The following is a 12,872-nucleotide window of genomic DNA, read 5'->3' on the forward strand; positions in this document are numbered from 1 at the left end:
TGTAACTTTATTATTCTAGTATGAGGATACAAATATAAGGATTGCGTGTTGTAGTAAGAAACAATTTATTTGGTTTTTTTAAGCTGATTTTAATCGGCTGAAAATTAATTATTTCTGATTTTTATTCATTTTAGAATCATTATTTTAAGAATTAGACATTAAATGAATCTAGTATGGATTAATATGGTTTTTTAGCTGAAAAAAACTAACCAATAAGAAAAGTTTAAGCTAATTGTAAATCTTTAAAATAAGATAAAATGTAGTCATTAAAACTTTGTAACGAAGTTAATAGATCTTGCAGCTGCATTTTTCGCTATTTTCATTTAGCAAAGTATAAGTTAGTAAAAAGGTATGTGTACCATTGTTGTAACGGCTGAACTTGGTTATAGATTGATCGTAAGCATAACCAACTTTGAAATTATCAAATAAACGAACTCCAAAAAGAAGCCCGACACTTGAATTGTAGTCAAAATTTAAACTGGCAATATATTTTTCGTACCAATTGAGGTTAAGAGAAGTCAGAACACTAATTGGCGCGCCTTCTGTAACTCTGACCAAAGCTGCAGGAGTTAAAGTAATATCTCGTCGCAGTTCAAATTTATAGCCAGTATTGAGGTAATAATTGTTTTTACTTTTCGAAAGAGAACTAGAATTATTGGCATTGTAATATTTTGAAACCAATAGATTAGGAGTTGAAAGCCCGATGAAGAATTTATCAGAATAAAAGTTCAGTCCCAGTCCTAATATGAAGGATAAATTGTTCTCAAAATTTGAATTAAAAACTTGTTCGCCAGGTTGGTAAACATCTAGCTGATTGATGTCGACTTTATAAGAATGTAATCCGCTTTTTAGTCCCAACGCCAGTTTGTATTTGTCATTTACATCAATGTAATAGGCAAAATTTCCTTCGATATTATATTCTCTTGCCGGACCAATAGCGTCATGATACAAACTCAATCCAAGTCCAATTTTATTATAAGGCAATTTTGTATCTACAGATAAATATTGTGTTTTTGGAGCGCCATCAAATCCATACCATTGACTCGAATAAATTCCGGCTACATTTAATCCGTCAGCTGCGCCTGCAAAAGCTGGATTATAAATCAACGGATTATAATTAAATACAGATAATTTAGAGTCATTTTGTGATCTTACTATTAATGATAAAAGGAAGACTCCAGCAAAAACTATTATTTTTTTTGATTTGCTATTCATTGTTGCTGATATAGAGAAAACCTTTTTGCAAATTATTTTCTGATGAAATGTTCTTTTTAAAATTTATGACATAAAAATAAGAACCAGTTGGTAGTTTTTTACTTTTTTGAAATACTTCTCCGGCGTTTGCTTCACCATAAAAATAGTTCTCATTTACGCCATATTTTGAAGTGCGATAAACCAACTGACCAAAACGATTGTAAATTTCGACGGTATTTTCAGGAAAGAATTCTATATTTTTTACAACAAAGTGATCGTTTAAATCATTTCCGTCAATTGTAATTGAATTAAAAACAACTAATTGACATGGAACTACAGAAACTAAAACAGCAGATTTTTTTGCACTTTGACAATTGGTTTTAGAATCAAATACAGAAGCATAATATGTAGAACCATTGCTAATTGGAGTATTTTCTGAAAGAGGAATAACAGCGTTTTCTGAATCGTAAAAAATCATTTCAGTATTATTATCTCTCAAAGAACGTATCACTAATTCGTCGTCTAAGCATAATTGTTTCGTATAACTTGCAGGTAAATTATTTGCCGGATCTTCCAGAACGACATTAACTTTCAGACGATCTTTACTTTCGCATCCTGTTTGTAAATTAGTTTGTGCGGCATAATAAGTGGCATTGGTTAATGCTGTTGATGCAATTAAAGCGTTCGTATCTGTTGGGCTTTTAAACCATTTTATTCCATTACCTTTTACATCGATATCACTAATTGTGGGTTTGTTTATTGTACAGAAATATTGAATTGCATCACCAATTGGCGGAGGAAAATTCGATACAGAAGCAGTAAAAGCAATTCGGTTACTTGTGCAGCCATTATCGTACACAGCAGCATAATATGTTGTTTTGTCGATCAAAGCGGTTGAAACTGCTAATTCTTCTGTTGATGTTAAAGAGCTATACCATTTTAGATTTTGGCTGCCAACATTTATACTCCCAATTGTTGCATTTTGATTGCAGAAATTTTGATTTGGATTTAAAACAGGTTCTGAAATTGGGTTATTATTGATTAAAATGGATTCGCTAAAACTAAAGACACATCCGCTTTCGCTTGTTGCTGTTAGGCTTACATTATATCTTCCAGAATTTGCGAAAATGTGTTTTGGAGACTTTTCAATTGAAGTTAATTCATCACCAAAATCCCAATTCCATTTTACATTTGGTTCACTTGTAACAGTCTTATTTTCAAAAGTTATTGGATTGAAGGTAGTTTGAGATATATTACAAGATGTTATTGCTTCAAACAAAGGTGTGATTTTTGTTGGCTTTGTTAATAAGATCTCAATTTTTGATTCACAAACATTAGAATTACTATAAGCAGTCATTGTACATTCAAAAATTGCGCCTTCAGGATAATCTGCCACAGGTAAAGATGTAGTTGATGAATTTGTACCAACTTTTTTTCCTAAATAAGTCCAAAGATATTTGCTGAATCCATATGGAGCAATTAAATCAAAGGTTAGACTATTTGAACATACTTTTAAATCGGCTTTTAATTTATTGCATCTCGCTGAAATATAAGCATAGCCAAAGTGCTCTTTCAAAGCGCAATCTTTTGTAGTGAATTCTATCTTTACAGTCGTTCCCATATACGCAGATAAGTTCACACCAACGGTTTGCCAGTTAGTCCATTTTACGATCTTGTACTTGTCTGTTTTTGGATCTGTATATTCATAAGTGTTAAAATTTTGCCCAGGCTGACCCGCATAAACTTTATAATCACCACATAAAGGATCAATAATTTGACCATTGACATCTGTAATTGTAACACTAAATTGAGGTTGTTCTTTTGGTAGATGGTCGGGATCCTCAACAACAATAGCATATTTGTATAAAAAAATGCTGTTTTCAGGCGTAACATTCATGGAGTAAACTAGCACTTCTGCTTCACCGCCCGCGTTTTCATTTCCAAGTTTAGCCGCAAATTTTTCTCCAGGCGGTATTGTAGCCAGCATATTACCAGTTCTTGGATCTAATGTAGATTCCGTTAGGATTGTATGTCTGGTTTCTTTAAAACCTTTATCTCTTTTGGGACGAGCGTACGAACCGCTATAACCTTCCCAGCCAGAGAAAGTTCCTTCTGAAAAATCTGAATTATAGCATTCAGACTGACTGAATCCTAAATTTACAAACAGAATAAATAATAAAAAGAAGTTTTTGTTTAGCATATATTTTACTAATTTATTAAAATTAGAAAATATATCAAGATAATTAAGAGTTATTTTTAATTAAATCAGTTCTTCAACATGTTTTTTGATGTTTTCCGCAATCTTCTTTGTTGGTAAATCATTCTCGTCATTACCAAACGGATCTTCGATTTCCTCTGCAATAAGCTCTAAACTTGCTAATACATAAAAGATAAAAACAACCACGGGAGCAACAAGATATCCTAAACTAACAGAATAACCAAAAGGTAGTGTCATCGTATAAAAGAAAATGAATTTTTTTATAAAAGCGCTGTAAGAGTAGGGAATAGGTGTGTTTTTTATTCGCTCGCAAGCACCACAAATATCTGTAAACGCTTGTAATTCGTCATTTAAAATTATAAGTTGTTCTCCGCTAATTTTTTTTGCATCATACAAATCATTGATTTTATGATACATCATTCTCTTGATTTGATTCGGCTTGTGCTTATGATGATCAATTTCTAAATCAACATCATCAAAAAGCTGTTTTCCCGTATCTTCATCATGAAGATGTTTGTGCAAAATTGAAGCATATGCAGGAATAAATTTTCTAAAGAATTTACGATCATTTTCATCCTTTAATATTGCCGAAAGTTTAATCGCCAGATTGCGACTATTGTTTACAAGACCGCCCCATAATTTACGACCTTCCCACCAACGATCATAAGCGGTATTGGTTCTAAAAACAAGCAATAACGAAATTACAAATCCTAACATTCCATGCATTATTGGAATATTATGGATGTAATCATTTTTACCAACTTTGAAATAAGAAACTTCAAGATATCCGATAAGTGCAGAATAAAATCCGATAGCAATCATTATCGGAAACAACTTTCTAACAGTATCTGATTTATGAAAATGGAATATAAAAGTAAACCACTCTTTGGTATTATATGAGATCATTTATGTTCGTTTTGAAAACAAAAATACTTTAAAAATTAATATTTCCAGCTAATTCTTTCAAAGCAATTTCAGATAATTTCGCTTCATATTGAGCGTTGCTGTAACGTACTTTTGCGTTAACATAATTAAGCTGAGCCGTTCTAAAATCAAGCGTTGTAATAGTTCCAATTCTGAATTTATCCAACGTAATATCTAAGTTTTGCTTTGCGATTGCTTCGTTATCTTCTTCTAAACCAATTAATTCAAGATTGGTTAAATAGGTTTGAAAAGCAGTACTCAATTGTGTATTCAGAATCATGTTTTGTTGCTCGATTGCAATCTGAGAGTTCTCAATTTGAAGTTTTGCTACCTTTTCATTTCTGTGTTGGTTAAAACCGTCAAAAATGTTTAAAGTCGCATTAAAACCATAATTAAAACCTTTTGAAGAAGCTGAACTTGTAAAACCTAAACTAGATTGACTTTCTGTAAAAGTGTAGCCAGATGTCAGATTTACAACAGGATAACGATCTGCTTTTATTTGTTTAAGTTGTAATTCGGCAATTCGTTTGTTGATGATTTGAGATTCTAAACCAGGGTTTTGTTTCTGCGCCAAATCCATTAAATCTGCCAAAACTAATTTATCATCTACTTTAACCAAATCAGTTACGGTAAAATTTATTTTTGGATCACGCGCTAAATACTGATTCAGTAAAATCTTTGCATTTGCATACGATTCCTTTTGTCTCAAGAAAGCAACCTGATCAGAATTTAAATCTACCTGAGCATTTAAAACCTCTAATTTTGAAGCTTTTCCAATACTGAAACGATTTTGTGCCAATGTCAATCTTTGCTTAGAAATTACGATTGTAGTATCTAATGCTGATAATTGATGTTGTTGCTGAACTAAGTCATAATAAGCGGAATTTACCTGACCAATTTTTACCAGAATAGTTCTTTTTAATTCAGAATCTCCCAGTTTTTGCAACTCTTTTAATTGATCTAATTTGGCAAACATTTTCATACCGTCAAAAACTGTCCAGCCTAAACTTACACCATAATTTAAGTTATTATTTTTGGCATTGTTTAATTGTGTCGAAGTTCCGTCCTGACGTGTTTGAGAGGAGTTTGTAACGCTGTTATTGTCTGTGATTGAAGCTGTAGCTTGTGGCAGCATTCCTGCGTTTCCAACGGTTACATTTGTTTCACTAATTTTTGTGTTATTCTTAGCAATCTTAATTTCAAAATTATTTTCCAAAGCTATTTTCATAGCATCTTCAATAGTCAAGACTTCTTGTGCATTACTTTTTGCTATACAAAACAAAAATAAAACGAGACTTTTTAATAATATCTTAGTTTTCATATTATGAAGGATTAGCTTTGAATTTCAGTTTGTTAACTTAAAATTCAAAGCTTTTATTTTATTTCAAAAAAATTAGAATCTATACTTTGCTATCTCTTTCATATTCTTCAATATGATCAAACTCCGGATAATGTTTACGGGCTTTAGACCACATTAAATAAATAGCAGGAATTACAAATAGGGTCAAAGCCAAAGAGAAAATTGTTCCTCCAACGATTACAACTCCCATTCCAATTCTACTTGTAGACGCTGCTCCAAGTGACATTGCAATTGGTAAAGCTCCTAAAGCAATTGCTAAACTCGTCATCAAAATTGGACGTAAACGCGCTTCTGACGCTTCCAGAATTGCTTCTAATTTTGGTTTTCCCTGTTCTCGTAACTGATTCGCAAATTCAACGATCAAAATACCGTTTTTGGTTACCAAACCAATAAGCATTACGGTACCAATCTGACTAAAAATATTCCAGGTCTGATTGAATAACCATAACGAGAATAATGCTCCCGCAACCGCCATTGGCACAGTCAAAATGATAATTAACGGATCAATAAAACTCTCAAATTGTGCTGCAAGAATTAAAAAGATCAATAATAAAGCAAGTCCAAATGCGAAAGAAGTATTAGAACTACTTTCGACAAAATCTCTTGATTCTCCACTTAAATCTGTAGTGAAACTTTCGTCAAGAACTTTAGCTTTAATTTTATCCATTTCTTCAATACCGTCACTAATACTTTTTCCCGGAGCTAAACCTGCAGAAACTGTCGCAGACATATAACGGTTATTGTGGTATAATTGTGGCGGATTACTTTGTTCTTCAACCTTTACAACGTTGTCCATTTGGATTAATTCGCCTTTTCTGTTTTTTACAAACATCGAAGTTAAATCCAAAGGTTTAGATCTGTCTTTTTGATCAAATTGTCCAATAACCTGATATTGTTTTCCGTTTTTAATGAAATAACCAAAACGTTGTCCGCTTAACGAAAGTTGCAAAGTTTGGGCAATATCAATGATCGAAATCCCCAAGCTTTCTGCCTTTTCACGATCGATACTTACGTTGATTTCGGGTTTGTTGAATTTTAAATTTACATCGGTAATAGAGAAAACATCACTTTTACCAACTTCATCCATAAATACAGGAATTTTTTCTCTTAATTTTTCAAAATTCGGAGCCTGAATAATATACTGAATCGGTAAACCTCCACGTCTGTTTACGGCAATTGTAGGTTGCTGAATTACAGATGTTTTAGCGTCAGGATATCTTTTGGTCATTTTTGTCAATTGATCCGCAACCTCTTTTTGAGATCGTTTTCTTTCGTCAGGTTCTTTTAACGAAAGTCTGATAAAACCGGTATTTGTTGCCGAAGCTCCAAAACCTGGCGCTGTAATCACCAAACTTACTTTTTTCTCCGGAATAGAATCGTCTACCAATTTTGAGATTTCCTGCATAAAACGGTCTGTATATTCGTATGAAGATCCTTCTGGAGTTGTCATACGCATGGTTACAGAACTACGATCGTCATAAGGTGCAGTTTCTTTTGGAAGAATAGTAAAAAATAAATAAATCAATCCAAAACACGCAATCAAGATTGGAAAACTGATCCATTTTTTCTCCATAAAACGGCCTAAAGCATCGGCATAACCGCTATTTAATCTTTCGAAAAAAGGCTCAGTTCTAACGTAGAATTTTGATTTTTTTTGTTCGCCGCCTTTCATTAAATAAGCATTCAACATTGGCGTTAAAGTCAAGGATACAAAGGCAGAAATTAATACCGCAGCACCAATTACAACTCCAAATTCCCTAAAGAGTCGACCAACGAATCCTTCTAAGAAAATTACAGGTAAAAATACTGCTGCAAGTGTAACAGAAATCGAAATTACGGCATAGAAAATTTCATTAGAACCTTTGATTGCCGCTTCGATTGGCGACATTCCTTCTTCGACTTTCTTAAAGATATTTTCGGTAACTACAATTCCGTCATCGACCACCAAACCTGTCGCTAAAACAATTGCCAATAAAGTCAATACGTTGATCGAGAATCCGAAAAGCCACATGATAAAAAACGTAGCAATTAACGATACCGGAATATCAATTAAAGGTCTGAACGCAATTGCCCAATCTCTAAAGAATAAGTAGATAATAATGATTACAAGAATAATTGAGATTCCTAAAGTCTCAGCAACTTCAAGTACTGATTTCTTTACGAAAATGGTATTATCAAGCGCAATATTTAGTTTGATATCTTTTGGAAGATCTTTCTTTAAAGCTTCGTATTTTTTATAGAATTCTGCCGAAATGTCTAAGTAATTTGCTCCTGGCATTGGCACAATAGCCAAACCAATCATTGGTAATCCGGATTGGCTTAGTTTTGTTTCGATATTTTCAGGACCTAATTCAGCACCACCAATATCACTTAAACGAACGATTTTATCGCCGTCTGTACGAATGATAATATTATTAAATTCTGATGGTTTAGAAAGATTTCCAACCGTTTTTACCGTTAATTCAGTGTTGTTTCCGGTAAGTTTTCCAGATGGTAATTCGACATTTTGAGCATTAAGTGCATCACGAACATCAGAAACTGTACAACCATAAGCGGTTAATTTTACTGGATCGATCCATAAACGCATTGCATAACGTTTTTGTCCCCAAATTTGAACACCACTCACACCTGGAATTGTCTCTAATCGTTGCGAAATAACATTCTCTGCATAATCACTCAATTCAAGTGCGCTTCGGCTATCACTTTGCACTGTCATAGAGATAATTGCATCACTATCCGCATCTGCTTTTGATACTACCGGCGGTGCATCAATATCTTGCGGTAAACTTCTAATGGCTTGCGAAACCTTGTCACGAACGTCATTTGCCGCTTCTTCAAGATCTTTGTCTAAGTTAAATTCGATCGTGATATTACTACTTCCCTGATTACTTGAGGAAGTTATATTTCGAATACCATCAATTGCATTTACTGCTTTTTCAAGAGGTTCTGTAATTTGCGATTCGATAATATCGGCATTTGCTCCAGTGTAGTTTGTTCGAATTGAAACTTGCGCAGGATCAATCGAAGGAAATTCTCGAACACCCAAAAACGTATAACCAATGAAACCGAATAGAATAATTAAAAGATTCAGTACAATCGTTAAAACGGGTCTTCTTATACTTGTGGTTGATAAACTCATGTTTTGATTTAGGATTTTAGATTTTTGAGTGCAGATATTTAGATTATAGAATAAAGAAAATAGATTTTTCTAAATTCAAAACTCATAACTCAAAAAAACTATTTTTTTACTACAACTTTTATTGGAGCTTCGTTTTTTAATGACATAACGCCGCTGGTAATCAACGTGTCTCCGGCTTTTAATCCTGACAAAATCAAAATAGAAGCATCTGTTCTTGTTGTTGCATCAACTTTTACTTCTTTGGCTTTGCCCATATTGGCGATATAAACTTTTTTACCGTCTTGTATCGGGACAATGGCTTCTGAAGGAACTACGATTGCATCTTTTATAATGTTCAATGGTAATTTTACATCAGCAAAAGTTCCCGGGAAAAGTTTTCCATCGATATTATCAGCAATAGCGCGAACTTGTAATGTACGTGTTGCAACGGCTACTTCTGGTTCAATTGCATAAATTTTTGCAGAATAAACTTTATCAGATCCTGAAACCGAAAAATCTATTGTTGATCCAGATTTTACTTGTGAAGCATATTTTTCAGGGATAGAAAATGTAATCTTCAATTTTCCTGTATTAACTAATTTTGCTACTAAAATTGTTGGAGTAATATAAGTTCCCGGTGAGATAGAACGCAAACCAATTTTTCCAGAAAACGGAGCTTTAACAGAAGTTTTAGCAATTTGAGCTCTTATCAATTGACTTTGTGCTTGAGAAGACGCGTGATCTGCTTTTGCAACATCAAATTCTTCCTGACTTATAGCTTCTTTTTGAAGTAATAATTTCGCTCTTCTTTCATTCTCAGCAGCCAAACCTTCTTTGGTAACCGCTTGTCTTAATTGCGCTTTTAGCTCGATATCATTTACTTTAAAAAGCACTTGACCTTTGTTTACAAAACTACCTTCATTAAAGTAAATACCTTCGACAATCCCTGAAACTTCACTGCGGATTTCAATTTGTTCATTTGCTTCAATTGATCCTGATAATGATAGATTGTTATCAAAAGTAGAAGTGTTTACTACGATTCCCGTTACAGTTGTTGGAGTATCTTTATCGCCAAATTTTTTAGATTCGTCGTTTTTACTTTTATTAGATACCACTCTGTAGGCAATAAAACCTCCTAGAACGATAATTAGAAGGGCGTAAATTAGGTTTTTTACTTTCATAAAATTAGGGTGAATGTGTTTTGGTCTGTGTTTTTAGTAAGCTTGCAAATTTAACTTTTTGTTGTGAAAACGAAAGGTGTTAGCTTTTATTTAACACTTGTATGTACAAGTTTTTTAATTAATTCATGTCTTAGACTGCTTTACTTAACAATGGTTTAATGTTGATCGAAAAAAAAATTAAGATTATTTTTAGCGGTTTAAAAAAGAGTTAAAAAAAACGTCAATTTTTATGGATTCTTAACTATTTTGTAAGTTTTTACATTGTATTTGTGTAAATGTACGTATTTTTTATTACAGAAAAATCTTTCAATACTTCTTTTTAAAGTATTTTATCTGATTTATGTTGCACTTTATCGATTTTATTTGTAACATTGATAAGGTTAAACAAAATATATTTTTTGATACATAAAAACCTATATTTTTAATTCGTAAATCGGTAAAACATGAGAAATGGCGCTGTTTTTTAATCAAAAGTCTAAAATTTGCAAGTAATTGCGTTAACAAGTGTTTATCTTTTTTTTATTCCCTCACTAAGAAAATAATCAATTTATGAAGAAAAAAATACTTTTAGTCTTATGGTTTTCATTATTACTTGTTGCAATTTCTTTCTTGTTTTGGCAAAACGAATTTAAATATAGTTTACCAACACCAATTCCTCGTGATTATCAGGAGATAGCCATGGGAAGTAAAATTGATCTAAAATGCTGCACAACTGATCACAGACCGGTTTTTATTCATTTCTTTAATCCTGATTGCCCGTGTTCCCGCTTTAATATACCTCATGTAAGCGGATTGATTAAGAAATACGGAGATCGCATTAACTTTAAAATTGTAGTTATCAATAAGCAGAAGAGCTTTACAATCGAAGAAATCCAGAAAAAATTCGACGCTAATATCCCGGTTTATTTTGATGAAGGAATGGCAAAGAGTTGTGGCGTTTTTTCGACTCCGCAAGCCGTTCTTCTCGACGATTCTCAAAACTTATATTACCGCGGAAATTATAATAAAACAAGGTATTGCACCAATGCCGACAGCAATTATGCCCAACAGGCAATTGAGGCTTTGCTAAAACAAAATCATGCCCCTTCATTTGATGCTTTAGCTCTTAGAGCTTATGGATGTTCGTTACCAAAATGCACTAAATAAATCTATCCTTAACCTAATTATTTAATTTATGAAAACAAAAGCCAGTTTGAATGAACAAGATTATCTGTACAATTTTACGTCGACAATGACACAAAAATCAGATACAATTATCAATTATGTTCTTGCCGCTTATTTCCTTTTCGGAATTGCGTTAGCCTTTAAATACGATACTTTTGAAATAGGAGTAGGCGTTGGTACTTTGAATTTGTTACTGTATTATTCGGCAAAGTTTTTTGTCAAAAGATCCACTTTTTACCAATATGTATTGTCTGTGGTTTTAGCAATATTTATGGCGCAGTATATCTATCAAATGCACGGATTGTTTGAGATGCATTTTACAGTTTTTATCGCAAGTACCATTTTGATTATTTATCAAAACTGGAAACTTCAAATTCCGCTTACATTACTGGTAGTATTGCATCACGGAGCTTTGGCATACATGCAAAATTTTACTTTTACTGATCCAAAAGGTTTACAATTGTATTTTTCGCAGGTTAATTTTGACCTTGAAACTTTTGTAATTCACGTAGTTTTAGCAGCAGTTGTATTTTTCATGAATGGATATTGGGCGTATTATTTTAAGAAACACAGCCAAAATCATATTTCTAAAATTTCTGATGAATACGAATTAGAAAACATCAAACTGGCATCTGCAAAATATAGCTCTCAGAGCGCTACAAAAGACTATAATGATTTTATTCACAGAACAACTTTAGATTTAAAACTACCGGTAAATTCAGTTTTAAAACTTATTGATGTTTCAAAAGGACATACTGACAATGACAAACTGCTTAGTTACTTAGAAATGATGCGTGAAAGTGCTAAAAAGATCGACGATTTAGTAAACGATATTCATGTTAAATCGACAAACAGCAGGGGATAAAATTTAATAGAAACCAACTTCCAGATTAATTATTAAATCTATTTTATTTTATGTGTCAGTATGATTTTTAATCGGCCAGTCCAATGTGCTGATTACAAAAAGCATATTAATGATTTTAGAACCAGAGCTTAATTAGAATAAAGCTTTGAAAGAATTGAACTTTATACGCAGAAATATAACTGTATATTAATTTTAAAGACAAAAATTATGGATACCCGAACTAACCGTCCAACTCCATCAGATCGCGAAGTTGATTGGAATAAGAGTAAAGTATTACTCAGTAAAACAGATACAAAAGGGACGATTCTATACGCCAATGAAGATTTTATAGATGTATCAGGATATGATGAATTTGAGCTTGTTGGACAGCCTCATAATATTGTACGTCATCCTGATATGCCAAAAGTTATTTTTAAATTCTTGTGGGATAGTATTAAGTCAAGCCAAAATATTCATGTGATTATCAAGAATATGTCCAAAACCGGAAGGTTTTATTGGGTTGTCACCGATTTTAAAATCATAGCTGATGCTGATGGAGAAATCGTAGGATACTTTGGAACCAGAAAATCAGTTCCTGAGGATATTATCGTAAAGTTTATAGAACCTTTGTACAAAAAACTTCTGCATATTGAAGAAGTAAGCGGACTTCACGCTTCTGAAGAATACCTTGTAGGTTTTCTGGAAGAGCGCAAGAAAACTTATATGGAATATATAGATCATCTTATCGCAACCAAAAAAGATGATAAAAATAAAGTAAGTAAAGGTTTGTTCAATGGTTTATTTGAAAAGAAAGCACCTCCAAAAAAATAATAATACAATTAACTCTAACAATATGCTTCATTGCATCA

Annotated in this window: 9 protein-coding genes; 3 read left to right on the forward strand and 6 right to left on the reverse strand. The window is 32.7% G+C overall.

Features of this window, described 5'->3' with window-relative positions; all coding sequences use genetic code 11:
• Window positions 1–285 precede the first annotated feature (285 nt).
• The 6 genes from WN975_RS05375 to WN975_RS05400 form a co-directional block, all read right to left on the reverse strand.
• On the reverse strand, window positions 286–1,215 hold the full coding sequence (locus WN975_RS05375) for a type IX secretion system membrane protein PorP/SprF (protein WP_337965591.1): 930 nt from the start codon (window positions 1,213–1,215) through the stop codon (window positions 286–288).
• Window positions 1,208–3,394, reverse strand: a complete 2,187-nt coding sequence (locus WN975_RS05380) for a gliding motility-associated C-terminal domain-containing protein (RefSeq protein ID WP_337965592.1) — start codon at window positions 3,392–3,394, stop codon at window positions 1,208–1,210. The genes WN975_RS05375 and WN975_RS05380 overlap by 8 nt, the downstream gene beginning before the upstream one ends.
• 60 nt (window positions 3,395–3,454) lie before the next feature.
• Window positions 3,455–4,318: a bestrophin family ion channel gene (locus tag WN975_RS05385; protein WP_337965593.1), complete on the reverse strand. Its 864-nt coding sequence runs from the start codon at window positions 4,316–4,318 to the stop codon at window positions 3,455–3,457.
• A gap of 28 nt (window positions 4,319–4,346) precedes the next feature.
• The gene (locus WN975_RS05390) at window positions 4,347–5,657 is read right to left on the reverse strand and encodes a TolC family protein (protein ID WP_337965594.1); all 1,311 of its coding nucleotides are present in this window, start codon (window positions 5,655–5,657) and stop codon (window positions 4,347–4,349) included.
• 79 nt (window positions 5,658–5,736) lie between these two features.
• Window positions 5,737–8,835 carry an efflux RND transporter permease subunit gene (locus WN975_RS05395; RefSeq protein WP_337965595.1) on the reverse strand — a complete coding sequence of 1,033 codons (3,099 nt, stop codon included), beginning with the start codon at window positions 8,833–8,835 and terminating at the stop codon, window positions 5,737–5,739.
• Window positions 8,836–8,933: 98 nt separating this feature from the next.
• On the reverse strand, window positions 8,934–9,995 hold the full coding sequence (locus WN975_RS05400; protein ID WP_337965596.1) for an efflux RND transporter periplasmic adaptor subunit: 1,062 nt from the start codon (window positions 9,993–9,995) through the stop codon (window positions 8,934–8,936).
• A gap of 549 nt (window positions 9,996–10,544) precedes the next feature.
• Between WN975_RS05400 and WN975_RS05405 the strand changes: the two genes are divergently transcribed.
• The 3 genes from WN975_RS05405 to WN975_RS05415 all read left to right on the forward strand — a co-directional run bounded on the left by WN975_RS05405 (window position 10,545) and on the right by WN975_RS05415 (window position 12,834).
• Entirely contained in the window at window positions 10,545–11,141 is a 597-nt protein-coding gene (locus WN975_RS05405; RefSeq protein WP_337965597.1) for a redoxin domain-containing protein, read from the forward strand.
• A gap of 28 nt (window positions 11,142–11,169) precedes the next feature.
• The gene (locus WN975_RS05410) at window positions 11,170–12,024 is read left to right on the forward strand and encodes a hypothetical protein (protein ID WP_099712345.1); all 855 of its coding nucleotides are present in this window, start codon (window positions 11,170–11,172) and stop codon (window positions 12,022–12,024) included.
• 207 nt (window positions 12,025–12,231) lie between these two features.
• Window positions 12,232–12,834 carry a PAS domain-containing protein gene (locus WN975_RS05415; RefSeq protein WP_337965598.1) on the forward strand — a complete coding sequence of 201 codons (603 nt, stop codon included), beginning with the start codon at window positions 12,232–12,234 and terminating at the stop codon, window positions 12,832–12,834.
• Window positions 12,835–12,872: the final 38 nt, after the last annotated feature.

The sequence above is a fragment of the uncultured Flavobacterium sp. genome (assembly GCF_951805225.1).
Lineage (GTDB): Bacteria > Bacteroidota > Bacteroidia > Flavobacteriales > Flavobacteriaceae > Flavobacterium.

What these genes read in the sequence shown, in the direction of transcription:
- WN975_RS05375 (WP_337965591.1), bottom strand. Translation starts at nt 1,215, where the DNA reads ATGAATAGCAAATCAAAAAAAATAATAGTTTTTGCTGGAGTCTTCCTT.
- WN975_RS05380 (WP_337965592.1), bottom strand. Translation starts at nt 3,394, where the DNA reads ATGCTAAACAAAAACTTCTTTTTATTATTTATTCTGTTTGTAAATTTA.
- WN975_RS05385 (WP_337965593.1), bottom strand. Translation starts at nt 4,318, where the DNA reads ATGATCTCATATAATACCAAAGAGTGGTTTACTTTTATATTCCATTTT.
- WN975_RS05390 (WP_337965594.1), bottom strand. Translation starts at nt 5,657, where the DNA reads ATGAAAACTAAGATATTATTAAAAAGTCTCGTTTTATTTTTGTTTTGT.
- WN975_RS05395 (WP_337965595.1), bottom strand. Translation starts at nt 8,835, where the DNA reads ATGAGTTTATCAACCACAAGTATAAGAAGACCCGTTTTAACGATTGTA.
- WN975_RS05400 (WP_337965596.1), bottom strand. Translation starts at nt 9,995, where the DNA reads ATGAAAGTAAAAAACCTAATTTACGCCCTTCTAATTATCGTTCTAGGA.
- WN975_RS05405 (WP_337965597.1), top strand. Translation starts at nt 10,545, where the DNA reads ATGAAGAAAAAAATACTTTTAGTCTTATGGTTTTCATTATTACTTGTT.
- WN975_RS05410 (WP_099712345.1), top strand. Translation starts at nt 11,170, where the DNA reads ATGAAAACAAAAGCCAGTTTGAATGAACAAGATTATCTGTACAATTTT.
- WN975_RS05415 (WP_337965598.1), top strand. Translation starts at nt 12,232, where the DNA reads ATGGATACCCGAACTAACCGTCCAACTCCATCAGATCGCGAAGTTGAT.